This is a genomic window from Bacillus seohaeanensis (assembly GCF_042684945.1).
Taxonomy (GTDB): Bacteria; Bacillota; Bacilli; order Bacillales; family Bacillaceae_B; genus Rossellomorea; species Rossellomorea seohaeanensis.
Genome location: NZ_JBHUMF010000031.1, coordinates 836,547 through 862,088 on the forward strand (window position 1 = coordinate 836,547; position 25,542 = coordinate 862,088).

The window sequence follows — 25,542 nt, forward strand, 5'->3', positions numbered from 1 at the left end:
AAACTAACGTGGAATCTACCACTGCCTTTGATCAGCTTCTATTAATAGCTTTGTTAAAATTTTCGTTCCATAAATTAATGCTTCTTTATTAAATGCCATGTTTGGGTGATGAAGCCCAGGTTTTAAGTCGCAGCCTAATCCAATCATTGTAGCGGCGATACCAGGGTTCTTTCGTGTGTAAAAATGAAAATCCTCCGCTCCAGGTGATTGGCAAATGGGGATAATATGTTCATCACCCAGGATGGACTGTATCGCTTGCTTTGCAACATCCATTGCTTCGGGATGTTGCACCGCTGCCGGCGAATTTTCTTCTATAGTAAATGTAATTTCTGTCTCTGTTAACTCGCCCGTTTTTTCAATGACATACTGTGCCTTTTCAAGTAATCTATCCATTGTATCATTGGCTTCAGCCCTTAAATCAAACGTAAATCGAGTATTCTCCGGAATAAGATTAGACGCTTCTCCGCCGTGTAGCTCTGTTATTTTAATCGAATATTTTTTGTCATCTTTTAAACGAATCTGGCGGATCGCTTGAATTAATAAAGCGGATGCCTCAAGCGGGTTCTTTCCTTCCTCCGGCCTCGCTGCATGTGCCGGCACACCTTTGATGATTCCTTTAAGACTTGCTGTCGAGCCGTGCAAAATGACTGGAGCGGCACTGTTGAAAGAAAGTTCAAAGGAAGGCCGCAGGTGAATCCCCCCTAAAAACTTTACATTTTCCATGACACCTTCCTTCATCATTTGCAAGGCTCCTTCCGCCTTTTCTTCCGCTGGCTGAAAAATAAAACGAACTGTATGCTGTAATGGGGGCTTCGTTTTAGCAAGAGCCAATGCAGCGCTTAACACCATCGTGCTATGTGCGTCGTGTCCGCACGAATGGTTGGCTTTTACCACCCCGTCTACCTCTTGCCATAAAGCATCCATATCCGCTCGGAGCGCAATCACTTCTTCGCTCTCCCCTTCTAATTCAGCAATAAAACCAAAGTGTTCTTTATACGTTTGAACTCTGAATCCCGCTTGAGATAATTTCTCACGAATATAACGGGAGGTTTTCTCCTCCTTCCAGCTTGGCTCAGCCAGAAGGTGGAGGTCCTGATAGGTTTGCAGGATTTTTTCTCTTTCTGTAGATATCCATTCCATTGGATCTATCAAATGAAACACCCCTATTGATTAAAAAATTAGATGTGCAATGCCGACCACAATTGGTAATGTAATCAATGTGCGTAATAAGAAAATAAGAATTAAGTCTTTAATGCTAATCGGTAGCTTTGAACCAAGCAGCAGGCCGCCCATTTCTGACATATATACTAGTTGAGTAACAGACACACACGCGATGACAAATCTAGTTAATTCACTTTCAATTCCACTTCCAATAACAGCTGGTAGGAACATATCCGCAAATCCCACTACCATTGTTTGGGCAGCTTCTCCGGCCTCTGGTATTTGCAAGAGTGTCAGAATTGGTTCAAATGGTTTTCCTAGAATCGTAAAGGTTGGTGTGAATTCTGCAATGACTAAGGCAACTGTTCCAATCGCCATAACAATTGGCAGGACTCCTAACCACATATCTAAAACATTTTGAATGCCTTCTTTAACGACTGCCTGCACACTTTTATTTGACTGTGCTTTTTTTAGTGCGTGATTCATCCCCCATTTTACAGCTGAACTATCAGATGGTATGGAAGTTTCTTCTTTAAGCTCTGTTCCTTCATAGCCTATGTTGGCTTTTCTCGATAATGGTGGAATTCTAGGCATAATAAGAGCAGCCGCTAGGCCCGCAACGATAATGGTAAAGTAATAATGAAGGAAATAATCTTGTAAACTTAGGTATTGTATAACGACAATCGTAAACGTTATCGAAACAACAGAGAAGGTTGTAGCAACGACCGCAGCTTCACGCTTCGTATAGTAACCATCCTCATATTGCTTTGTCGTAAGAAGGACACCAATCGTTCCATCTCCAACCCAAGAAGCCAAACAATCCAAAGATGAACGACCTGGAAGCGTAAATAACGGTCTCATTACTTTGAGAAGTAATGCACCAAAAAATTCTAGTAAGCCAAAGTTTAATAGCAAGGGCAATAAAAAACCGGCTAATAGAAAGGTTGTGAATAAGATTGGAATTAAATCATAGATTAATAGTCCACCAGTGTTTTCTGAATAAATAGGTTCCAACCCTAATTCAAATAAAGTAATAATAGCAAAAATCATTCCAAGAAAACGTGCTGTCAGCCAAAATTTGCTTACATTAAACAGTTTATTTAGAAAAGGACTATTCAACATAAAGCTTGGTTTAAAAACAACTGCAATAACCGACCCAATGACAGAAAGGGTAATAACTGCAACTGTACTGGCATAAATAGAATCACCTAGTAAAGTACCAATTTGACCAGCTAAATAAGCAACCGGAATCGTAATCCCTTCCCCTGCTGTAATTGGCACCATAAATAATAAAACACCTAGTAAAGATGGAATGATAAACTTCATATAGTCGCTGGTAGCAAATGATTTTACATGCACTTCTTCTTTTTCTGCCAGTTTCTTTGAAAGATCACCCATTAAACACATACCCCCTTGTAAAGTTTCCTTTAAAACTCCCCACTTGTTCCTCTTATTCCAGGAATAATTCCTGATTTGCATACAATACTTCTAATTTTTTCTGTCTCTTTGTAATATTTTCGTGCTCTCGTTCTTGAAATCCGGCAATAATCAGTTCTAGTAGACTAATAACCGAAGCAATAGAATGGTGCCCTGAATCCATATGTTCATCGGTTGTCAGCGTCACAGTTGCTACCTGACCAATAGGGGAAAACTGCCGATCTGTAATAGCAATGGTGGAAGAACCTTGATCTCTAGCATAAGTAGCAAGCTTGAGTGTTTCTCTTCGATACCGTGGAAAGGAAAAAATCAGGACAGTAGAATTCTCTGTTAAGTCACAAATATCCTCAGGTAAAAAACCGTTTGGACTAGATAGAAAGACATTTTCTCGCAGTTGCTTAAGCGTGTAGTAAAGCCAATAACCTGCTGCATAGGAGCTGCCAAATCCTCCTATATAAATCTTGTCTGCTTGAATTAAAGCATCAACAGCTTTCCAAATTTCATTTTCATTTATTTGACCAAGCAGCTGCTGTAGGATTTTCTTCTCTTTATCTATTACCTTGGCAAACAAATGTTGACTTTTATCCGTGTTCATGGATGAAGGATTTCCTTCACCCAAGACACGCTGCTTGCCAGAAAGCCAATCCTTACGTACTAGGTCCTGCATTTGAGAATAGCCGCTAAATCCCAACGCATATGCTAGCCGAATGACCGTTGTCTCACTTATCCCCACCTTTCTACCAAGCTGAAACGCCGTTAATAATACTGCCTCATCTGGATGCTCAATCAAAAATTCCGCTGCTTTTTTCTGTCCAGGAGAGAGTGAGGGATAAGTCGCTTTAATCATTTGTGTTAAGTGTTCCTGATCCATTTGAACTCCTCTCGAATAGCGAAGGAAAAACTTCTTATTAAGAGTATAAAGCATGAAATACTTCAATAACAACAAGTTTTTTTACTATTCTGATTTATTTTCATTTACCACATTTTCCTTATTAAAGGCTGTTTTCTAAAAAATTTTTGTTTTTAACAACAGTTGAAAACATAGAGTGGATTGGAGTGGAAAGCACTTGACTCCCTCGGGAAGAGAGGAAAACAAGTGCCTGCAGCAGAAAGGAATGGTCCATTGCCCACAAACAACAAACTTTACGAAAACAACCTTATTAAATAAAATGTCCATCTTCTGAAGGAAAAACTTCTTTATAAAAGGATAAAGGATGATATACTTCTAGCGCAAGAGATTTGTGTATAATTAATAAAATATTTTTATATTTATTCATATATCCTTTCTAATATATAAAGGGCTCCTAGATATAATTAAATAAAGGAACGGAAAAACGGACTTACCGCATTGGCAAGTCCGTTTTAGAGAGTAACTATTCATCTAATCGATTGTTTCATCAAGTTTTATTCTCGACATAATCACTAAGTTACTATTACAAACTATTATGGAAATGATTATGTTGCTTCGTCTAATTTTGCTTGCTAACAATTGGTTATTTGATATGTCATTATATTTTACCCTTCGCAATTGTTATTTTAAAATGGCTCTTTTCTCATAGATTGTTGTTTTTACTTATAAATTCAGCCCGTTGATTTCCGCTACGGGCACAAGACTCCTCGGCTTCGCCTTCGGGGTCTCTCCCTTCCCTCTCTTCCCGCAGGAGTCAAGTGCCTGCAGCGAGAATCAACTCAGTAGGTTAAACTTAGTTTTTCGTTAAAAAGCAACAAACTTTACGAAAAGAGCCTTTAAAATAAAGTTTAATCAAAAATTCCTCACAAGCCAGCATTTTACGATAAATAAAAAGAAGCCATAAAAAAAGATTGATCAAAATGGAATCAAAAGGGTACATCTCTTGCTTCAGAAATGCGCCCGACTGGGGAGTATCATTTTCTATTGAATAGTATCACTGAGCCTCAACGTAAGCATTTTTATATCAAGTTGTATGAAGCCCTTGTTCAAGGGAGGCTCAACTTTGCCGTCCTACCTCCATCCACTGTATATACCTGCCCTGTGATAAAACCAGCCTCATCGGCAGCGAGAAAGGCCACCAGCGCTGCCACCTCTCCAGGGGAACCTGTGCGGGCCACAGGGTGGATGCGTCCGATGTCGCGTCGGAACGCTTCTGAATCAGGTGTATTTTCGATAAATTCGAGGTTCAGATCAGTATCAATCCAGCCGGGCGCCACCGCATTACAGCGGATGCCTTCATGGCCATGGTCCACCGCCACCGAACGGGTCAGCCCATGAAGCCCGGCCTTAGTGGCACAGTAGGCCGCATGCCCGGGGTTCGCGGCCAACCCCTCAATCGAACCGGTATTAACGATGCTGCCTTGCGTCTTGCGCAAGTAAGGCAGCGCGGCGCGGATCATTAGGAAGGGACCCGTCAAATTTACGTTGAGGTTGCGCTGCCAATCCTCAAGACTCAATTCTTCGATCGTAGCTTCCTGCATCATGCCTGCGTTGTTAATCAGCACATCGAGCCGCCCAGTACGGGCGATGACCTCTGCAACAATCCTCTCCGGTGAATGCGGATCGGAGAAGTCTGCCGCGATCCAGTCAAATTCCTCGTCCTCACCGCGCTGTGCGGTGATCACTGTCGCTCCTTCGTCGCGCAATCGGCGGGAGATGGCCCGGCCAATCCCCGAACGCCCGCCTGTCACCAGCGCCACCTTGTTTTCAAAACGTTTCATTTGATTTGTCATTATATTATACCTCCTTATTCGAAAGTCTAGCCCAATTGTTGAACACAAGATAAGCTAAAATCTTAAGTTAAGCTGCCACTATTAACTCTTCCAATAGGATCGCGTTAATCCCTTCTTGTACCAACTCCTCCGTTTGTTTATTATGCTAATTCACAAACGCCATTGCAATTGATTCACTATTTATCAATAACGATTGATAATTTATAGTTTGCATATTCATTTAACTCTTCTAAAAATTGATTTAGTTGTTCGTTTGATGGAAATCTACTTTCAAGAAGGTAGCATCCATCCCCACTGATTTTATAGTTATGTATGGTATATTGTTCTTGTTCTTTAATAAATGAGAGATATGGCTGATGATTCGTGCTTTGTGTAATGATTGTGATAAAAGCATGTATATGAAAGCCTAATTTGGCTTGATTAACTTTAATGCTATAGCTCTCGATAATACCACTATCCTCTAATTTGGCAACTCTTGCTGAAGTTGCAGGTCCAGTCAAATGTACTTTCTCCCCTAGCTCTTTCATTGTAATACGGCTGTTTTTGGATAGCTCCTTTAAAACCTTTTTATCTGTGTTATCTAACATGTAATTAACTCCTTTCATAAATAAAGTCAAAGCACCAAAACACTTTATTAAACCCATGTATTCGTTATCGGTCTTCGGTTAGAATATACATTGTTCTAAGGAATTTTAAAAGATAAAGGAGTTTATTTTAATGAATATAAAACAAATTCGTAATGCAACAATCGTTGTTGAATACGCAGGGAAAAAGTTTTTAATCGATCCAATGTTAGCGAATAAAGGAGCTTATCCTCCAATGCCTAATCCAGCTTCAAATGCACCACAAGGCGACCAAAACTTTCCCTTAGAAAGCTTACCAACACCCGCTGACACTATTATTAAAGATATTAATGCGGTCATCGTCACCCATCTACATCCTGACCATTGGGATGAGGCTGCCAAAAAAGTATTACCAAAAGAAATCAAATTATTTGCCCAAAATGAAGAAGATGCTTCAGAAATTCGCAAAGATGGTTTCCAAAATGTAGAGGTTTTACAGGAAAATACAGATTTTGAAGGCATCCAATTGACTAAAACAAAAGGCGAGCATGGAAGAGGCGAAATTTTAAAACTAGCTGGTCTTGTATGTGGCGTTGTCTTCAAACACCCATCAGAAAAAACCTTATATGTTGCTGGAGATACGGTATGGTATGATGCTGTTCAAGAAGAAATCGACACACACAAACCAGAAGTTATTGTTGTAAATGCTGGAGATAATCAATTCATCCAAGGCGGTTCCCTAGTAATGAGTAAAGACGATGTCTATGAAGTCTATAAAGCTACTCCTAACGCAAAAATTATTGCAGTCCACATGGAAGCCGTTAATCACTGGACACTATCAAAAGGAGAATTAAAAAGCTTTGCTAATGAAAAAGGAATCGAATCTAACGTTCTCGTTCCGGATAATGGTGATTCATACACATTTTAAGTAATGAACACAAACTCATAGTACAGATAGCTATAATATTTAATAGGACAAAGAGGCTGGGACATAACTAAAGTACTATCCCCTAAAGACGAACAATGTCAGGTTAAATTGTTTAGTAATCACTGTTACACACCGCTGTTGATTTCCGTGTCAAGACTTCGCTTTCCGCGGGCGGTCGGTGAGCCTCCTCATCGCTGCGCTCTTGCGGGGTCTCACCTGTTCCGCTTTTCCCGCAGGAGTCTTCGTCTTGCACTCCAATCAACAGCTAGAACAAGTTAAAAAGAACAACAAGTTTTATGAAGACTTATAAAAAAAACGAACTAATTCGCCTTCAAATGAAAGAATTAGTTCGTTTTTTTATTCACCTAGAGCACATTTGTCCCAGCCTCTTTTATATGTTAAGAGATCAGCGTTTGTCAACATGTCTGAAACCAACTTTGATAGAGAAGTCAGTTTGCGGCTTTTAAAGTGTACTCTTTAAGGTGAACACATTTAAGTATTCATTATAATCTCCATCACTGAACACTTTAAAGATGATTTTTTCAAAATGATTTGAGTGAGAGGTTAACCATTCGTTTACAGTATTCGCCGCAAAATGAACAGCTTCCGTTTTTGGAGAAACGAATAAGCCCGTTAGAAACTATATCCACAGGGGCAAAGCATCGTAACTTTTTTGCAACTATCGCGAACTTATTCAAAATATCGTATTTTTTTATAAACATCGTGACTTTATTTTAAGTCAACAACAATATCTACTAGGTCGGATGAAAATAGGTAATACATTGGTATCATCCCCTTCCCTACAAGACATAAGTAAAACAAAGGGGCCTTTCTGTTGCTTCATTACGTCGCTTTCATAACGCCTTTTGTATTAATATCAACTATCATGTCCCATTTTGAAAAGACCTTTTTTAAACCAAAATACAAATCTCTTAATAACGCACAAAATAATAAAATTGCTTAATACACTGAGATACCAGTTCCATTTTTTAAATTCAATTAGCGAACTATAGTGTTCTATTAATGAGGTATAAGTTGAAATAGCTACAGCAAATAGAAAAATATATATAAATCTCCTTAGTTTTCCTTTATGATGAGGGTAAAAAATAATAAAAAATACTCCAAATGTCGGATAAGTGAAGTAATGCATAGAAAAGCTCATTTTTGTTGCAAAGTTAAACTCTCTGTAGGGGAATTCAACCCACTTAAAGATTACTTGCATATATTCATAAACCCACGCAATTGTCTGTACAAATAGGAATGTTATATGAGCTTCCCTTTTCCTTTCCTTTGGAATATACTTCAACAATAGCCCAACGGAAAGTAGCAATGAGAAAAACAGAATAAGTACTTCTTTATTCATCATTCTATACCTTTACCAACCTTTTTCTAAACCAAAGATAGTATCTATGATTGAAAAATAGAGAAATAATAACAGTCAAAAGGGTCCAATACCATTTCCATTCGTGATATTTAACGAGTGAGGTATATCTCTCCAATAATACCTCCATGAATGTAAAGAAACCAGCAAAAACAAAATAATATACCAGTGTCCCTTTCCATTTAATGCTATTGGGGTAATATAAACTAAAGATAATTGCAACAATAGGAAACAAGAAAAACTCAAAAGAGAAACTTGTTCTATTGTATTCATTTGCCTGTGGAAGTAGTTGAGTAGGATAGTCAATCCAGCCCATTTCAACGGCAAATAGGCCCGCGGGCCAAGTGATTACTTGCAGAAACAGAAACAAAACACATGCATCCCTTACTTTTTCACTTGGTACCAATTTAAAAGGTGCAATAATGCAAATTAACGAGAAACCTATAAGAAACCATCTTTCCATATTCATTTCCATCATCCTAAAAAAATGTGTGACTATAGTATCCTCCAATATTTTCTTTTAATACTGTAAAGTCACAGGGATGGTTCTGCTTCATTTAATCGGAAGAGTTGTCTTTCACTTCCAATCTTCTCGAATAACATCAGTTCATTAAATTTTATGAACAAAAGATTTACCTAGTAGTGGTAGAGAAATTAAAAAGACACTAACAAATGTTAATATATCAACATTTGTTAGTGCTTCCTTATTTCTATTATGAACTCAATTACTTGATGATACCGTGAACTAATCTCCCCTTCATTCAAACAATTACTAGATTTCACATGATTAAACGGCATTCAAAAATGATTGAACAAATGGTATGGCAGCGCCGATTGGAACTGCATTTTCAGGGGAACGGCTAATATGTATAAATGGCTCATTACTTGGAAATGCCGTTTTCTCATGCACTTTTTCATGAAGAATCTCAATGTCTTCTTTCTTTAAATAAGGAGAAATATGCCCACCTAGAATAAACTCTCTGTTAATGACAAGGTTGATATTGTTGATGGAAAAGGCTAATTTCTCTAAAAAAGAATTCCACCTCTCCACGTAGGAAGGGGTTCCAAAACGTACCTGCCCGAAGAAGGACTCTACTGATTCTCCTTCTTCTAAAAGCGCATTAATAGAGCAATAGGTTTCCATGCAACCTTTCTTCCCGCAGTAACAGGAATGACCATTCGGATCAATCGTCATATGCTCTACCGTACCACTATGCCCTTCTTTTCCCATATAAATTTGATCATTTATGATAATGGCCCCTCCAAGGTGCATCCCAATGGACAGATAAACAGCATCCCCGATATCATTTCTCAGCCACAGCTCTGTTGTTGCCGCACACTTTGCATCGTGTACAAACACGCAAGGATGATCAAAGTATTGTGAAAATACATGAATACCTAGTCCTGTAGAGTTTAATATTTTACCGTAAGTAATTTTTTGCCCATCCGCTGAGGTTAATGCTTGTACGGCAAAACCAATGCCAATAACCTGTTCTTCTTCCACATTCAGAGATCTGATGAAGGATTGTACTGCATCGCTTACCTCCTTGTAATAACTCTCTTTATTGGAATATTCAATTGTAAGTTCTGTTTGCTGAAAGGCAGTACCAAGCAAATCGATTGCTAGAATTCGTACGGTCTTTCTCTGAATTTCTACCCCAATGCTTATACGAGCCTGAGGACATATGGCATAAGCAGTTGCTCGCCTCCCCACTGATGATTCAAACTGCCCATTCTTTTCAATCAACTTTTCCTTTTCCAAGCGAACGAGATTCTGGGTTACAGTTGGTAAACTCAAATGAAGTTGATTCGCAATTTCTTGTTTCGATAGTTTCTCATTTTGATAAATGAGATGGTAAATCAATGAGTAATTATTCTTTTTTATATCTTTAAATGTGATGCTATTATCCATGAAAATACCCCATTACATAAAATAATTTTATAAAAAATTTTCATTTAATAATGCGATAAATATATCACAGGGGGCAATGCAAATACAACTTTGGCGATAGGCGTCTGCCAATTCTAGTTTTTCTTCCTGTTGACTCCCATAGAAAAAAGCCTTATTATATAAATTAATTTTATAAAACCTTTTTACAAAATACATTTACGGAAGAGGAGTAATTAAAAATGGGGATTATTGAAAAGATGAGATTAGACGGAAAAAAGATTTTTGTAACCGGTGGTGCTAGAGGCATTGGTAAAAGTGTTTCAACTGCTTTTGCTGAAGCTGGTGCAGATTTAGCAATCGTGGACTTAGATTTAGATGAGGCAAAAAAGACGGCAACGGAACTAGAAAAAAATCATGATATTCATGCAATCGCTATCAAAGCAGATGTAACAATACCTGAAGATGTGGATGCTATGATCGAAAAAGTACTGGATGAATTCGGAAGATTGGATGTTGCCTTCTGTAATGCTGGAATTTGCATGAATGTCCCAGCAGAAGAAATGACGTTTGAACAGTGGAAGAAAGTCATTAATATTAATCTTTCTGGTGTATTTTTAACAGCACAAGCAGCTGGAAAAGTTATGTTAAAGCAAGGTGGCGGATCCATTATTAATACAGCTTCTATGTCAGGACATATTGTAAATGTTCCACAACCACAATGTTCCTACAACGCCTCTAAAGCGGGAGTTATTCAATTGACGAAATCGCTTGCAGTAGAGTGGGCAACTAGAAATGTGCGCGTAAATTGTATCAGCCCAGGATATATAGGAACCGAACTTACATTAAATTCACCAAGCTTACAACCATTGATTGAAAAATGGAATACGATGGCACCACTTCAAAGAATGGGTAAACCGGAGGAACTTCAATCTATTTGTGTTTATCTTGCAGGAGACACGAGTAGCTTTACTACAGGATCTGACTTTGTTATTGATGGGGCTTTTACTTGTATCTAGTAGATTAAAAGAATCTTAGTTTTAGGAGGACTATCTATGAATTACTTACTTGGAACAGATATTGGAACATCTGGTACCAAAACAATCTTAATGGACACAGAAGGCAATCTTATTGCGCAAGATTTACAGGAATATGATGTGTTAACCCCAAAGCCATTATGGGCAGAGCAGTGGCCGAATGTTTGGCTAGACGCAGCGAAGTCTTCTATTAAAAATACAGTGCAGAAATCAGGGATACCAGCGGAGAAAATTCGTGGAATCGCCATTAGTGGTCTGTATGGAGGTTCTGGAATTCCATTAGACGAAAACATGGAACCTGTTAGACCGTGTATGATTTGGATGGATCGTCGAGCAGAAAAAGAAACAAAGTGGGTCCTAGACCATATTGGAGAAGAAAAGCTTCTAGACATAACACATAATGGAGCAGACCCTTATTACGGCTATACAAAAATACTATGGATGAAACATCATGAACCGGAAAATTGGAAGAAAGCAAAGCTTTTTCTACCACCAAATGATTATGTCATTTACAAGCTTACCGGAGAAATTGCCATTGATTATTCTTCTGCAGGAAATATTGGCGGTATTTTTGATATGAATACGAGAACCTGGTCGAAAGAATTGATGGATGCGATGGGAATTCCCCTATCCATGATGCCAGAAAAGATCGTGGAATCAACGGATATTGTTGGTGGTTTAACAAAAGAAATCGCAAATGAACTAGGTCTATCGGAAGGAATGCCTGTCATCGCAAGTGGTATTGACTGTGGTGCTGCCAATATCGGCCTTGGTGTCTTTGAATCTGGGAAATATGCAGCTGCAATTGGAACTTCGATGTGTGCAGCACTTATTTCCGATAAACCAGTGAAAGGCAAAGATTTAATTGTTTGGCCTTATTTATATGATGCAAAAAATCTCTCCTATTATTTTGCTGGTGGCGCTACTGCAGGAGCGATTGTCAAATGGTTCCGACAAACGATGTGTCAATTCGAATTAGAAGCGGAAAAAGCTGGAGGAAAAAATGCCTACAATGTGTTAAATGAACAAGCAGCTACTATTCCAGCTGGAAGTGAAGGCCTAATTGTACTCCCCTACTTTATGGGAGAAAGAAGTCCTATTTGGGATTCGGATGCAAAAGGAACGATTGTTGGACTATCATTGGCACATACGAAAGCCCATATTTACCGGGCATTTTTGGAAGCGGTTGCGTTTTCTTTAAAAGATGCGATGGAAGCGACTGGAGAAAATCTAGGTGAATATATTTTGCTTGCTGGTGGCGTGACAAAGTCAAAATTGTGGAGACAAATCTTTGCAGATGTCACTGGCTATCCAATCGTCTGTCCTGTTCATGATGTAGAAGCGAATATGGGAGATGTCATGCTTGCTGGGATTGGAACAGGTCTTCTTTCTTATGAAGATGTGAAGAAATGGCAGGTTTTAGATGAAAAAAATATGCCAAATGAACAGAACACAGAAAAATATAATGACTATTACACTGTTTACAAATCTGTCTATCATCATTTAAAGGATGATATGAAAGCGTTAACAACCATTTCTCAAACATAATGTGTATTTCAATATTGCTGAAAAGGATACGTGATGCAAATGAATAAATGGAAAAAAAGAATCGGATATGGAGTTGGCGATTTAGGATGTAACCTAGTATTTAGTACAATGGCATCTTACTTAATGTTCTTTTACACGGATGTCTTTGGAATAACAGCAGCCGTTGCAGGTACGTTAATGTTAGTAACAAAAGTTATTGATGCCTTAACGGATACTGGTATGGGATTATTGGTGGATCGTACGAAAACTAGATGGGGACAAGGCAGACCCTACTTTCTTATCGGAGCCATTCCTTTTGCAATATTTACGGTTATGACATTTATTGTTCCTGATTTCAATATGACAGGCAAAGTCATCTGGGCTTATGTCACCTATTGTTTGTTATGTACTGCTTATACGATAGTAAATATTCCATTAAATACGATTGTACCAAGGCTAACTTCGGATATCCATGAACGGAACTGGTTAGTTTCCACTAGAATGATTTGTGCATTAATTGGAACCGCTTTAGTAATGTCAATTTCGATGCCAATGGTAAATTTCTTCGGTCAAGGTGATACACAAAAAGGTTTTTTAATTACGATGAGCATCTATGGTGTTGTGGCGATGTTATTGTTTGTGTTTACCTTTATGAATACAAAAGAGGTCATTCCACCATCCATAAAACCTGGGAAATCCTCTTTTAAACAAGATTTAAAAGGATTAACAGACCAAGCCGTTATTTTCTTTATCTTGAATTTTCTCTATTTTGCTCTTTTTGTTATTCGAAATACAACTGTAATTTATTATTTCACGTATAATCTCGGACGTACGGATTGGCTAACTTTTGTCGGCCTCTTCGGTATTCTCTCCGGACTACCAATGTTATTGATTTTGCCTTGGCTTCAAAAAAAGATGCCAAAGAAAAATGTCTTGCTTTTAAGCACTGCCATTTATATCGTTGGGGATTTACTAATTTATTTCGGAAAGACGTCTCCTGTTTTAATTATCGCAGGTTTGGCCATTACTGGACTTGGCATTTACGGCATCTTCGGCACAACCTTTGCGATTCAACCAGATGTTATCGATTATTCGGAATATAAAAAGAAAAAGAGTATTTCTGGTATGATTGCTGCTTTTCAAGGCTTTTTTGTAAAAGGAAGCATGGGACTCGCAAGTGCTTTTATTGGAATGCTTCTGAGCATGGGCGGTTACGTTCCAAATGCCACACAAACAGCAACTGCCTTACAATTTATTGAAATAAGTTTTATTTGGACTCCATTAGTCCTTTGTTTGCTGATTGGAATTGCTATGTGGTTCTATAAACTTGATGATGTACGAACAGAAATGAGTGTAGAACTTGAGCGCCGCCGTATGGTGGCAAACCCAACCGAAGAAAGTGTTGGAAACTTTTAATGTGGGACAGAGGGGCAATTTTTGCCCCTACTCTTTTCACTAAAAATTTGGTTACATGAATAATTTTCCATATGCATCAATTTTCAAGAAAAACTCTACCACTATTCTATCCTTCCCCTTAACTTAAACTTCTGGACTTCACTACCTCTATTATTCGTTGCAACAACCCTTCTAATTCCCCTTTTGTTTGGAACGTATAGGCATAGCCTACATTCGACATGAGTTTCCCGTTTTCTTCCTTTTTCGGAAAGCGTCTTAACGCCGTACTTTTACGTTGTTTGCTTGGTACTTCCATCAGCAATTTCGTCTGCTCTACTAAAGAAGGGTGAATAACAATAGTTGGAGTTTTATTATCTAATAGATAAACAAATTCTTTATACTCCTCAAGTTCAAATTCCGCAGCTTTTTTTGTTACATTTGTCCATTTAAAATTAGCTTTTTCAAATGTTGATTGGAATCTGTCTAATGGCGTACTGTGTTCAATGGCTTCTACTGAGTTATCGTATGTTTGAACACTAGATTTACGCTCTTGTTTTATGGCATGTTGTTCCTTCTCTTGCCTCAACTGATTCAGTTGCCCCTCTATCTCTGCTAACTTCTGTTGAGTCTCTTGTATATATACATCCATCCATTGTTTCATCACTTCATGGTCCTGATTTTGCCTAGAAGGTAGCTTATACTCAGGAGCACTAAACGTATGACTGACATACACTTCTGCATACCATACACCAAGTTCAAACAGGATCTGATGCGCCTGTTTCGCCACTTCTTGATCCATCTCGATAACTTGATGAGACGCAACATTTCCGTTCTTTCTTATGTATTCAAATTTTTTATACATCTCATCTTGAATAATATCTTGTTTATACAACCTATTTATCTTTTCCACCTGTTTTAGCGGGTACACTTCATTCATATTTTCTTGTTCAAAGATCATCGATACTAATACTTCTCCAAACAAACGCGCCTGCGTCATAGCTGCTTGTGGTTGATTCCATAAAAGATCTTCTACTCGTAACGCCAACTCTTCCAAAGTACTAGAAAACTCTCCAATAAAATTAAATACACTAGGCTTCATTTCTATTCCACTTCCCTTTTTCCTTAAACTACCTATTAGTTTATCACGGGATAAACTCCCTGTCTCTACAGACAAAAACCCACCTGCCGAAGCAAATGAGTTTCTGTTTCATTACTTATTCTTTTGTGACAAGCTTTAGTGGAGCCGGAATATTTTTCTCTACCTTCTTCCCTTGTAATACATCTCTTCCAGCATTAACAGCAAGCTGTCCGATTAATTCGGGTTGTTGCGCTACTGTTGCTTCTAGTTGGCCTGCTTTGACTGCATTAAGTGCATCATCATTTCCGTCAAAACCGATAACCATGATATCTTTTCCAGAACTACGAATTGCTTCAATAGCTCCTAATGCCATTTCATCATTATGGGCAAAAACAGCTTTTATATCAGGGTTAGCTTGAATGATATTCTCCATAACTGTTACCCCTTCTGTTCGATCAAAATTCGCTGCTTGTTTGGCAACTACTTCTAATTTTTGATCCGCTACATTATGGAACCCTTTCCCTCTTTCACGGGTTGCGGATGCACCTGGTACCCCTTCTAATTCCGCTACTTTTGTACCTTCGTCTAATTTATCCACAATATAATTAGCAGCCATTTCTCCACCTTTAATATTGTCTGAAGCGACTAATGCTTCCACTTTCCCTTTGTCCGCTGAGCGGTCTAAAGTAATAACGGGAATACCGATACTGTTTGCAGATTGAACTGCTGTTGAGATAGCCGCAGAATCAGTTGGATTAATAAGCAATACGTCCACATTCTGTTGAATTAAATCTTGAACGTCATTAATTTGTTTTGCTGAGTCGTTTTGAGCATCTACTACAGCTACTTCCATCCCAAGCTCTTCTGCTTCTTTTACAACTCCATCTTTTAGTGAAACGAAAAATGGATTATTTAACGTAGATACAGATAAACCAATTTTAATATCATCTAGATTTTCTTTTTTATCTGGTATTGCCCAGCCAGGTGGTTCCAATGAACAAGCAGTTAAAAGCAAAAGTGTTGATATAACGAATAAAGCGAGTAATTTTTTCATAATAACGCCTCCTGTGCTTATTTCTTACGGTCAAGTAATACGGCGATGATAATGACGATTCCTTTGACTACCATTTGATAGAAAGAAGATACACCAAGTAGATTTAAACCATTATTTAATACACCAATGATTAAAACACCAACTAGTGTTCCAAAAATTCTTCCTTTTCCTCCGTTCAAACTCGTTCCACCTAATACAACAGCTGCAATCGCATCAAGTTCATAAGAAGTACCAGCAGTTGGTTGTGCAGAATTTAAACGGGATGTTAAGATAGCCCCTGCTAATGCTGCCAATAATCCGGAAATACCATAGATCAACACTTTCACACGAGGAACTTTAATTCCTGAAATAAAGGCTGCTTTTTCATTTCCACCAATCGCATATGTTTGTCGACCAAACGGCGTTTTATGAAGAATGACATATAAAATAGCAAATACTAATACAATCGTAATCGCTGGTACTGGAATACCAAGGAAATATCCTCGTCCAAATAATTGAAATAAATAATTATCTCCTAGTCCTGTAATTGGGTTCCCCTCTGTATAAACAAGTGTTAACCCTCTAAAAAGTGTCATTGTAGCCAATGTTGCAATAAATGGAGCCATTTTCCCTTTTGTAATCAGAAGTCCATTGACCATCCCCATTACACCACCAAGTAGACAGCCAATAATGATCGCGAGAATCGGGTCCATTCCTGATACAATCATTCCAGCAGTCAATGCACTCGATAACGCAAGGATGGAACCAACAGATAAATCAATACCGCCTGTTAAAATAACAAATGTCATCCCAAATGCAATCAAGGCATTGATGGATACTTGTCTTAATAGATTGAGTATATTTAATGGTTCGAGAAAACTAGGATTTAGGACAGAAACAATAATTATTAGTGCTAACAGTCCGAGTAATGGTCCGAGTTTTTGTGTCATGTTGTTTACAAAATTTTCTTTTTCTATCGGAGAACCTTCTTGAATCGCTTTCATCTTAATGACCTCCAGTTGCTAATGTCATAATTTTTTCTTGGGTCGCTTCTTCTTTCTTTAATTCACCTGTTATTTTTCCTTCATGAACAACCAGGACTCGATCACTCATCCCTAGGATTTCAGGTAATTCCGAAGATACCATAATGATTGCTACACCCCGGTCAGTCAATTCATTCATTAATTGATAGATTTCTCGTTTTGCCCCCACGTCGACTCCTCTAGTTGGTTCATCTAATATGAGCACTTTAGGGCTAATTCCAATCCATTTGGCAATAACGACCTTTTGCTGATTCCCACCAGATAGATCACCTACTCTGGTTTCCGCTGACTCTGTTTTAACCGTTAGGCGCTGAATCAGCATATGAACGAAGTCTGCTTCACTTTTTTCATTAATAATCCCTTTAGGAGCAAAGCTAGAAAGGATTGGCAATGCGATATTTTCTTTTATCGAAAAATCCAATACTAGCCCCTCATCTTTTCGGTCCTCCGTGATAAACCCAATTCCTAGCTTGACAGCTTGACTCGGAGATTTAATTGATATTTTCTTCCCACTTAGTAAAACCTCACCACGATCAATAGAATCAAGGCCAAATATACCGCGCATAATTTCCGTTCGTCCAGCACCCATTAGCCCTGACACACCGACAATTTCTCCAGCTCGCACAGAAAAACTGATATCATGAAAGGACTTTTTGTTCGTTAATCCTTTGACTTCAAGCACTGTCTCGCCGGGCTTTGCCTCTCGTTTTGGAAAGCGGTCCGTTAATTCCCTCCCTACCATTTTTTTGACTACTTCATCAAAATTTGTTTCTGGGATAGGTTTCGTATCAACGGTTTTCCCATCACGCATCACCGTAATACGGTCACAAATAGTAAATATCTCCTCCATGCGGTGAGAAATATAAACCATCGACACTCCTTCTTTTTTCAGTGAAGATATCACTTCAAAAAGCTTGCTAATTTCCTTTTCTGTTAAAGCAGCAGTTGGCTCATCCATAATAATCACTTTTGCATCCGTCAAAAGCGCCTTCGCAATCTCAATCATCTGCTGTTCCCCAACCGAGCAGCTCCCCGCAACTCTATCTAAAGGAATAGAAACTTCCAATCTATCAAACTGTTGTTTTGCCAACGCTTTCATTTCTGCTGTTTTTAATAGTCCGAAAGAATTCCGTAATTCTTTTCCAATAAACATATTCTCAAGAACCGTCATTTCTGGCCAAATATTTAATTCTTGATGGATAAAGGTAACACCATACTTCTCTGCTTCTTTAGGATTGGCAAAATAAGTTTCCTTTCCATCGATCGTAATCGTTCCTTTATCACGTGAATGCAGCCCCGTAAGAACGTTCATCATCGTAGATTTTCCAGCTCCGTTTTCCCCCATTAGAGCATGTACTTCTCCACCTTTTAACTCAAAATCAACACCTGTTAAAACTTGATTGGTTCCAAATGCTTTATAGATGTTCTGCATCGTAATTTGCATTTTTTTCACCTCAATATATTAGAAAAATACTCCTGATTGTAAAATACAATTAGCGTAAGGGGTAATCTCGCCTGTTCGAATAATCACTTTTGCTTGTTTTGTTCGTTGTTTAAATTCTTCATGTGAAATCTGTTCCATCGTGACATCAGAAAACTTTTGCGTTAAAAAATTAGCAGTTTTGCCGTTCACATCCTCTATTTCAGATGCAAAGATTACCTTTTCAACGACCATATCGTCTACAACCGCATCCACGACATCCTGAAAAGAAGGCGTTCCTGCTGTTAGGGCTAAATCAATCTTGGCAACTCCTTCTGGGATTGGTAATCCTGCGTCTGCTATTACGATGAAATCGGTGTGACCGAGATCCGCTAACACTTTTGAAATATGGCTATTTAATATTCCATGACGTTTCATAATTAAAGACTCTCCTCTACTTCCTCTCTCTTTGGCATACCGCCTTGAGCTCCGAATTTTGTTACAGATAGTGATGCAGCTCTGTTCGCAAATCGAACACTATCTTTTAAGCCCTTCCCTTCTGCAATGGCTACCGCAAATGCTGCATTAAAGGTATCACCTGCACCGGTCGTATCAACGGCTTGGACAGAGTAGGATGGAACAAGAATCTCTTTTTCCCCATCATAATAGCGAACACCTTTTTTTCCTTCTGTAATAAAAACTTTATTCGGATACTCCTTCAAAGCTGTTTGAGCATCCTTGTTTTCAAAAAGAACAGAAGCCTCTAGTTCGTTTGGTGTTATATAAGCAGCCCTTTCCATGACGTCTTTACTAATAGGCCTTGCTGGAGCAGGATTTAATAACAGTGGAACACCTTGCTCCTGACAAACTTCACTCACATATTCTACTGTTTCTTCCGGAATTTCTTGTTGAACCAACACAATGTCAGCATCACGGATAGCATCCATAGCTTTTTTAACAAATTCCGGTGTGACAAAATCATTGGCACCTTTTACGACGATAATGCTATTGTCGCCTTCTGCAAGCGTTATGTGTGCAGTACCACTCTCTATACCTGTAACCGGTTCCACATTTGTTGTAGAAACACCATTTTCTTTAAAGTTATTAATAATAGCTTTTCCAAATGCGTCATCACCAACACAGCCAACCATCGAAACTTCTGCTCCTAAACGTGCGGCAGCTACCGCTTGATTGGCTCCTTTTCCACCAGGTACGGTTTTAAATGATTCGCCAAGAACCGTTTCCCCTTTATCAGGTCTTTTAGAGGAAGTAACAACTAAATCCATAGAAGCACTTCCGATTACTGTTATTTTAGCCATTTTCCTCCGCCTTTCTCGTTGTCTGTCTTTCCATAAATTCGACAGGCATTTGAATATATTTTTCCTGTACCTTTTCATTAGTAATCAATTTTATTAAGAGATCTGCTGCTTCCCTTCCCATTTCATATGCAGGCTGTCTAATTGTAGACAAAGGAGGAAAGAGCAATTTACTAAGGGGAATATCATCAAAACCAATGATTTGCAGATCATTCGGTATGGATTTTCCTAGCCGATGCGCCTCATGCAAAATAGCTGCTGCGACAACATCATTACTAGCAATCACTCCATCTGTATCCGGATATTCCTCAAATAATTTTTTTGCCCATTTTTCTGCATCATCAAAAGCAAACGAAGTGGTCACCATTACATTAAAGTTAACATTCAAGGTACACATCTCCTCCACCGCACCTTTGAATCGATTTTGAGCCGCTTGCAACTCCGCAGGCCCTTTAAGTAATGTAACGCGCTTACTGCCTCTTCTTACAATCTCCCGCGCCGCTTGCCTGCCCCCATCGAAACCGTTTGCCGATACAGAAGGATGCTTGTCTGAGGTCCTATCAAGCAAAACTACTGGTAGCGAAAGATCATCATAATGGCTTAGGTCACGATGATTTGTTGCCGAAATGATACCGATTACATTATTTTGTTTAAAAGTATGAATATAGTCCGACTCTTTTTCTAGCTTTTCATCAGCATTACCAATGATTAATCGGAATCCATGCTTTTGCATCTCATCCTCCACCCCACGTGACAATTCCGGGAAAAAGGGATTTCGAATATCTGGAAGAATTAGCCCGATTAACCTTGACTTCTTCTTATACAGGGACCTAGCAACTTCGTTCGGTTTATAATTTAATTCCTCAATTGCCTCATTAATAAGCTTTCGTGTATCTTCATGTACATAACCTTTGTTATTCAACACTCTCGATACCGTCGCTACGGACACCCCAGCTTTTTTAGCAACATTTTTAATTGTAGCCATCTGACCTCACCTCTAATGTGTAACCGTTTACACATATAAATTAGCATATAATGATCATCTGTGCAAGAACTATTTTTTTTAGAAAAGAGACTAGTAAAAATCTCTAGAGTGTTTATTCGTTTAATCGGGGGCTTCGTCTTTGCTTAGGAGATATTTTATTATTTAAATCAGATCAGAGCTCCAAACATACTAAAGCTCCTGCACAGATCGATGCAGGAGCTTTTCATTCTAATCACTAATTCTTTTTAATAAAACGATAGCCTACTCCCCAAATCGTTTCAATAAATGTTGGATTTGATGGATTTTCCTCTATTTTCTCCCTAATCTTACGTATATGAACAGTAATAGTGCTAATATCCCCCATCGAATCAAAGCCCCAGATACGTTCAAATAATTGTTCCTTAGTAAACACTCGGTCCGGATTAGATGCTAAGTGTACTAGCAAATCAAACTCTTTTGCTGTTAATACTTTCTCCTCACCCGCCAAGTATACTCTTCGTGCATTCATGTCAATGTGTAGGCCTTTTACATGGATATCATTAGTTTTGCTCGAACGATTAACTAATCTTTCATACCTTGCTAAATGAGCCTTTACTCGAGCGACAAGTTCATTCGGGTTAAATGGTTTTTCAATATAGTCATCTGCCCCTCGATCAAAGCCGCGAATTTTATCAATATCTTCTTTTCTTGCAGTAACCATCAAGATAGGTATATCTAATGATTTGCGAAGTTGCCTACACAACTCAAAACCGTCTACCCCTGGAAGCATTAAATCGAGTAATATTAAATCATAATCATTTGTTTCTGCTCGCTTTAATCCTTCCTCTCCTGAAATTGCAATGTCACTAGCAAATCCATTTACTTCTAAATAATCTCGCTGTAATTCAGCAATACTTTCTTCATCCTCAATAATTAAAATCCGTTGCATATATTTATGACACCTTCTTTAGTTTAAAAGAAATACTAGTACCTTCTCCTAATTCGCTTTCAGCCCAAATGCTTCCACCATGTGCTTCAATAATTTTCTTCACAATGGATAATCCGAGGCCACTTCCACCTGTTGCAGAATTTCTTGAAGTATCTGTACGATAGAAACTCTCGAAAATCAGTGGGAGGTCTTGTTTACTTATACCACTTCCATTATCCTTTATTTCCACAACAACATCATGAACATTGGCTGTTAGCTGAACACTAATGTTCTTTTGATTTTTATCCATATACTTCAAGCTATTTTGGATGATGTTTGTTACAACACGCTTTATTTGCTCTCGATCTGCTTTTACGACATAACGTTGATTGGGATTAGCATCAAGTGTTGCAGATCCGCCATCCTTTTCCAGTGTAAACTCCATTTCTTCAATAAAGTCATCAAAAAAAACTTTCAGGTCAACTTTTTCTAACCTTAAAGGGACTCTTTCTAGTTCCAATTTGGAATATAAAAATAGCTCATCGATTAATGCATCCATATCATTAGCCTTGTTATAAATCGTATTTACATAACGGTCTACCTTTTCTGGTGTGTTTGCCACTCCATCCTGAATACCTTTTACATAGCCTTTAATCGATGTCAATGGTGTTTTCAGATCATGAGAAATGCTGGCAATAAGCTCTTTACGATTTTGTTCATAACGTGCTTGAGCTTTTTGCGCTTCCTTTAATTTCAATCGCATCATCTCAAACGTGTTGGAAAGCTGTCCTAATTCATCCTTCTTACTTGATTCTACACTAAAATCTAAATTCCCATCCCTTATTTCCTTTGCTGCATTTGTTAACTTCGTAATAGGTTTGAGAATACTTTTAGATACATAATAAGTTAGTAACCCATTTGTTATTACTAGTATGAATGCTATCGCAATGAATCGAAAGCCAATAAACCATTTTAAGTCATCCCCTTGCGGACTACCATTAAATACAACAAATAATAAATAACCTACAATCATTTCTATTATTAAGAAACTAACCATCGGAATAATAATCATTGCTATATTCGAAAGAACTAACCGTTTCTTGATTGACATGTTAACCACCTAATTTTATGTTTACTTCGTATTTTACTATAATGATTGCCACTCATGCTATGCAGAAAAAAAGACAATCAAAAGCCTTTATCGTCTATTTTTTGAAATACCCTTTTATTGTTCAGCTTCCTCGTATGCAGGTTGATGTTTTCATCCTAATTGTTGAAAATTAATTCTCCCTTACCTAGTCCCTAAGTTGAATGTTTTCCTGTTTTAATAAGGATGTTTTTGTAAATATGTTACTTTTATTATTCAACAGATGATTTTATTCTAATATTCACCTGTTGAAATAGTAGCTATTTTCAACAGATGAATATTCGTCGTTTTCTACATTTGCTTAGTCCTAACTAGCTTCCCTATATACACTACACACCATTTCTTATAGTAATCTAAACTAATTCTTAAAAATTTCTTAACTGAAGAAAATGCTCGTTCCCAAGCGATAGGTCATCTATTCTATTTACAAGTTGGGGAGAAATAGTAACCATAATCAATATAAATTGATATCTATTATTACCTATGATAATATAAATCGTGTGAGATTAAATCGCCAACGATTTAATTCATCGAGTTTACCTAGGAGGAATCAATAATGACGAAGGTGTATGATTTTACTGTAAAGATGACAAACGGAGAGCCAAAATCATTAAAGGAATACGAAGGAAAACCATTAATTATTGTCAATACAGCAAGCAAATGCGGATTAACTCCTCAATTCAAAGGACTTCAGTCATTATATGAGGCGCATAAAGAACAAGGACTTGAAATTCTCGGCTTTCCATGCGATCAATTTAACAACCAGGAGTTTGAAAATATTGAAGAAACAACCGAGTTTTGTCAACTAAATTATGGGGTTACCTTCCCTATCTTTGCTAAAATTGATGTAAATGGAAAAAATGCTGATCCCTTATTCTCATTTTTAAAAGATCAGAAAAAAGGCACACTAATAAAAAATATTAAATGGAATTTCACAAAATTCCTGATAGACAGAGAAGGCAATGTAGTAGAGCGCTATGGACCAAATGTCGACCCTAGTAAAATAGAAAAAGATTTATTACAATTATTGTAGTTATCCAATTAGCGCTTGAGAGTATGAAAGGTGAAAATGATGAAAGACTTTATGACACTAGAAAAACAATTATGCTTTGCCATTTATGAAACATCAAGTGAATTCACGAAATTATATACAAAAACACTACGTCCATTTGGGTTAACGTATCCTCAATACCTTGTATTATTAGTACTATGGGAAAATGATGATATAACCGTAAAACAAATTGGAGAGACGTTAAATTTGGGAACAGGAACATTAACACCAATGATCTCTCGCATGGAAGCAAACGGGTGGCTCCGAAAAGAAAGATCAAAAGAAGATGAAAGAAAAGTTCATGTTCACTTGCTAAAAAAAGCCAACGAGCAAAAACAGATTATCACCCAAAAGGTCAGCGAAGAGATTTTAGCCTGCAACATTGAACTAGATGAATATGAACAGTTATTAAAGCAGTTGAATCAGTTACGTCATAAGTTAAGAAAAGGGAAAAAATAAAGTGGGGTAAAGGAAAGGAAAATTCTCCTGCTTTTTTGAAGAGAAACGATATGCTTCAAGGAAGCAAGAGAACTATCCAAGACCACTGAAAAAGTCCATTCATAGAGAAAAAGAAGCCAACGACTACCGCATGGTTGGCTTCTTTGCTTTTCTATATATTAATAAAAATTCCGTGCTTTCAAAAAGCGTTACTTTTTCAGCAGTCTCAAACTATCCTTTTGGTTCGGAATTTATCACGAATATTTAATAACCCTTAAATTCTTCTGCCCGGATGTTGTCTTCGTCTGCTCCAATCTCCATGAGTATTTTACGCATATCTTTAACCATACCAGGAGGACCACATAGATAGTAAATCGGTGCGCTACTATCTGAAACATATCTCTTGATCATATCAGCATCAATCAAACCGCTTTCTCCACTCCACCCGCTGGGATTAGCATGAGTCATTACGGGCACAAACGAAAAGTTGGGATTCTTTTCCGCAAATCCCTTTAAGTCGGTCATGAATGCCGCATCTTCGGGTGTTTTGTTTGCATATAATAGGGTAAGTTTGTGAGGAAGTTGGTCATGTGTAGCCTGAGCAATGATGCTCCGCACCGGCGTGATACCAATACCACCGATGATAAATACGGCTGGCGTTGTTTCCCTTGTGTGCAAAGTAAATTCGCCACGAGGCTCATCAAATTTTACTTCTGTACCAACCTCAAAATCTTTCAACACCTGTTTAAAAGTCGAATCCGACATGCGAGTAGCTGTCATAATATTTTCTTCATACGGTGCAGATGCTACTGATAAGGCACGCTCTTTCTCTTCCTCGTCTGTCATTTTCGGTTTAATTAAGGTCATATCACAATATTGTCCGGCTTTAAATGTAAAATTCTCTGGCTTCTCCCAGTAAAAAGCCATTGTGTCGTTCGCTATTTTTTCCTTTTTCCGTAACCTTGCTTTGTATTTTGGTTTATAAGACCCCATTAGTTGCTCCTTTCCTCTGCAAGAAGTGCCCTTTCAGAAACTGGACATTTCAGTTAACGTTTCTTTTTTTATATACTTTACAACCTTAATGTGTAATATGTATCCAGAACT

Annotated in this window: 24 protein-coding genes; 6 read left to right on the forward strand and 18 right to left on the reverse strand. The window is 38.0% G+C overall.

Going from position 1 to position 25,542, the window contains the following annotated elements; genetic code table 11:
• Positions 1-15: 15 nt before the first annotated feature.
• The 5 genes from ACFSUL_RS17415 to ACFSUL_RS17435 all read right to left on the reverse strand — a co-directional run bounded on the left by ACFSUL_RS17415 (position 16) and on the right by ACFSUL_RS17435 (position 5,888).
• Complete coding sequence (locus tag ACFSUL_RS17415) at positions 16-1,152, reverse strand: amidohydrolase (protein ID WP_377937170.1); 1,137 nt, start codon at positions 1,150-1,152, stop codon at positions 16-18.
• Positions 1,153-1,170: 18 nt separating this feature from the next.
• Positions 1,171-2,559, reverse strand: coding sequence for a YjiH family protein (locus ACFSUL_RS17420; protein WP_377937171.1), 1,389 nt, complete (start codon positions 2,557-2,559; stop codon positions 1,171-1,173).
• A gap of 52 nt (positions 2,560-2,611) precedes the next feature.
• Positions 2,612-3,469 carry a MurR/RpiR family transcriptional regulator gene (locus ACFSUL_RS17425; RefSeq protein WP_377937172.1) on the reverse strand — a complete coding sequence of 286 codons (858 nt, stop codon included), beginning with the start codon at positions 3,467-3,469 and terminating at the stop codon, positions 2,612-2,614.
• A gap of 1,085 nt (positions 3,470-4,554) precedes the next feature.
• Positions 4,555-5,301 (reverse strand): SDR family NAD(P)-dependent oxidoreductase, encoded by a 747-nt coding sequence (locus tag ACFSUL_RS17430; protein ID WP_377937173.1) that lies wholly within the window; start codon positions 5,299-5,301, stop codon positions 4,555-4,557.
• A 176-nt stretch (positions 5,302-5,477) separates the two neighbouring features.
• Positions 5,478-5,888: an Lrp/AsnC family transcriptional regulator gene (locus ACFSUL_RS17435; RefSeq protein ID WP_377937174.1), complete on the reverse strand. Its 411-nt coding sequence runs from the start codon at positions 5,886-5,888 to the stop codon at positions 5,478-5,480.
• 130 nt (positions 5,889-6,018) lie between these two features.
• Here ACFSUL_RS17435 and ACFSUL_RS17440 point away from each other — a divergent pair, with 130 nt between their 5' ends.
• Complete coding sequence (locus tag ACFSUL_RS17440; RefSeq protein ID WP_377937175.1) at positions 6,019-6,792, forward strand: MBL fold metallo-hydrolase; 774 nt, start codon at positions 6,019-6,021, stop codon at positions 6,790-6,792.
• Positions 6,793-7,669: 877 nt separating this feature from the next.
• Here the strand turns inward: ACFSUL_RS17440 and ACFSUL_RS17445 are convergent.
• The 3 genes from ACFSUL_RS17445 to ACFSUL_RS17455 form a co-directional block, all read right to left on the reverse strand.
• Positions 7,670-8,158, reverse strand: a complete 489-nt coding sequence (locus ACFSUL_RS17445; protein ID WP_377937176.1) for a CBO0543 family protein — start codon at positions 8,156-8,158, stop codon at positions 7,670-7,672.
• Position 8,159: 1 nt separating this feature from the next.
• Positions 8,160-8,642: a CBO0543 family protein gene (locus ACFSUL_RS17450; protein WP_377937177.1), complete on the reverse strand. Its 483-nt coding sequence runs from the start codon at positions 8,640-8,642 to the stop codon at positions 8,160-8,162.
• Between the two features lie 318 nt (positions 8,643-8,960).
• Positions 8,961-10,085, reverse strand: a complete 1,125-nt coding sequence (locus tag ACFSUL_RS17455; protein ID WP_377937178.1) for an ROK family transcriptional regulator — start codon at positions 10,083-10,085, stop codon at positions 8,961-8,963.
• Positions 10,086-10,303: 218 nt separating this feature from the next.
• On the opposite strand from ACFSUL_RS17455, the gene ACFSUL_RS17460 reads away from it, so the two are divergent.
• From ACFSUL_RS17460 to ACFSUL_RS17470, 3 genes are read left to right on the forward strand one after another with little or no spacing between them, the layout of a single operon-like run.
• Positions 10,304-11,080 carry an SDR family oxidoreductase gene (locus ACFSUL_RS17460; protein ID WP_377937179.1) on the forward strand — a complete coding sequence of 259 codons (777 nt, stop codon included), beginning with the start codon at positions 10,304-10,306 and terminating at the stop codon, positions 11,078-11,080.
• Between the two features lie 36 nt (positions 11,081-11,116).
• A complete protein-coding gene (locus ACFSUL_RS17465; RefSeq protein WP_377937180.1) occupies positions 11,117-12,646 on the forward strand; it encodes an FGGY-family carbohydrate kinase in 1,530 nt (509 codons plus the stop codon).
• 39 nt (positions 12,647-12,685) lie between these two features.
• Complete coding sequence (locus tag ACFSUL_RS17470) at positions 12,686-14,041, forward strand: MFS transporter (protein ID WP_377937181.1); 1,356 nt, start codon at positions 12,686-12,688, stop codon at positions 14,039-14,041.
• A 118-nt stretch (positions 14,042-14,159) separates the two neighbouring features.
• On the opposite strand, the gene ACFSUL_RS17475 is transcribed toward ACFSUL_RS17470, so the two are convergent.
• The 9 genes from ACFSUL_RS17475 to ACFSUL_RS17515 form a co-directional block, all read right to left on the reverse strand.
• Positions 14,160-15,194 carry a DUF4145 domain-containing protein gene (locus tag ACFSUL_RS17475; RefSeq protein WP_377937182.1) on the reverse strand — a complete coding sequence of 345 codons (1,035 nt, stop codon included), beginning with the start codon at positions 15,192-15,194 and terminating at the stop codon, positions 14,160-14,162.
• A 40-nt stretch (positions 15,195-15,234) separates the two neighbouring features.
• Complete coding sequence (rbsB, locus tag ACFSUL_RS17480; RefSeq protein ID WP_377937183.1) at positions 15,235-16,152, reverse strand: ribose ABC transporter substrate-binding protein RbsB; 918 nt, start codon at positions 16,150-16,152, stop codon at positions 15,235-15,237.
• 17 nt (positions 16,153-16,169) lie between these two features.
• Positions 16,170-17,135 (reverse strand): ribose ABC transporter permease RbsC, encoded by a 966-nt coding sequence (gene rbsC / locus ACFSUL_RS17485; protein WP_377937184.1) that lies wholly within the window; start codon positions 17,133-17,135, stop codon positions 16,170-16,172.
• Position 17,136: 1 nt separating this feature from the next.
• Complete coding sequence (locus ACFSUL_RS17490; protein WP_377937185.1) at positions 17,137-18,618, reverse strand: sugar ABC transporter ATP-binding protein; 1,482 nt, start codon at positions 18,616-18,618, stop codon at positions 17,137-17,139.
• Between the two features lie 18 nt (positions 18,619-18,636).
• Positions 18,637-19,032 (reverse strand): D-ribose pyranase, encoded by a 396-nt coding sequence (gene rbsD / locus ACFSUL_RS17495; protein WP_071412554.1) that lies wholly within the window; start codon positions 19,030-19,032, stop codon positions 18,637-18,639.
• A 2-nt stretch (positions 19,033-19,034) separates the two neighbouring features.
• On the reverse strand, positions 19,035-19,913 hold the full coding sequence (gene rbsK, locus ACFSUL_RS17500) for a ribokinase (RefSeq protein ID WP_377937186.1): 879 nt from the start codon (positions 19,911-19,913) through the stop codon (positions 19,035-19,037).
• Positions 19,906-20,895: a LacI family DNA-binding transcriptional regulator gene (locus tag ACFSUL_RS17505; protein ID WP_377937187.1), complete on the reverse strand. Its 990-nt coding sequence runs from the start codon at positions 20,893-20,895 to the stop codon at positions 19,906-19,908. The genes rbsK and ACFSUL_RS17505 overlap by 8 nt, the downstream gene beginning before the upstream one ends.
• A 235-nt stretch (positions 20,896-21,130) precedes the next feature.
• Complete coding sequence (locus ACFSUL_RS17510; protein WP_377937188.1) at positions 21,131-21,823, reverse strand: response regulator transcription factor; 693 nt, start codon at positions 21,821-21,823, stop codon at positions 21,131-21,133.
• A gap of 4 nt (positions 21,824-21,827) precedes the next feature.
• Positions 21,828-22,913 (reverse strand): sensor histidine kinase, encoded by a 1,086-nt coding sequence (locus ACFSUL_RS17515; RefSeq protein ID WP_377937189.1) that lies wholly within the window; start codon positions 22,911-22,913, stop codon positions 21,828-21,830.
• A gap of 592 nt (positions 22,914-23,505) precedes the next feature.
• On the opposite strand from ACFSUL_RS17515, the gene ACFSUL_RS17520 reads away from it, so the two are divergent.
• Positions 23,506-23,982: a glutathione peroxidase gene (locus ACFSUL_RS17520; RefSeq protein WP_377937190.1), complete on the forward strand. Its 477-nt coding sequence runs from the start codon at positions 23,506-23,508 to the stop codon at positions 23,980-23,982.
• Between the two features lie 36 nt (positions 23,983-24,018).
• Positions 24,019-24,459 carry a MarR family winged helix-turn-helix transcriptional regulator gene (locus ACFSUL_RS17525; protein ID WP_377937758.1) on the forward strand — a complete coding sequence of 147 codons (441 nt, stop codon included), beginning with the start codon at positions 24,019-24,021 and terminating at the stop codon, positions 24,457-24,459.
• A gap of 243 nt (positions 24,460-24,702) precedes the next feature.
• On the opposite strand, the gene ACFSUL_RS17530 is transcribed toward ACFSUL_RS17525, so the two are convergent.
• Complete coding sequence (locus tag ACFSUL_RS17530) at positions 24,703-25,431, reverse strand: FAD-dependent oxidoreductase (RefSeq protein WP_377937191.1); 729 nt, start codon at positions 25,429-25,431, stop codon at positions 24,703-24,705.
• Positions 25,432-25,542 lie beyond the last annotated feature (111 nt).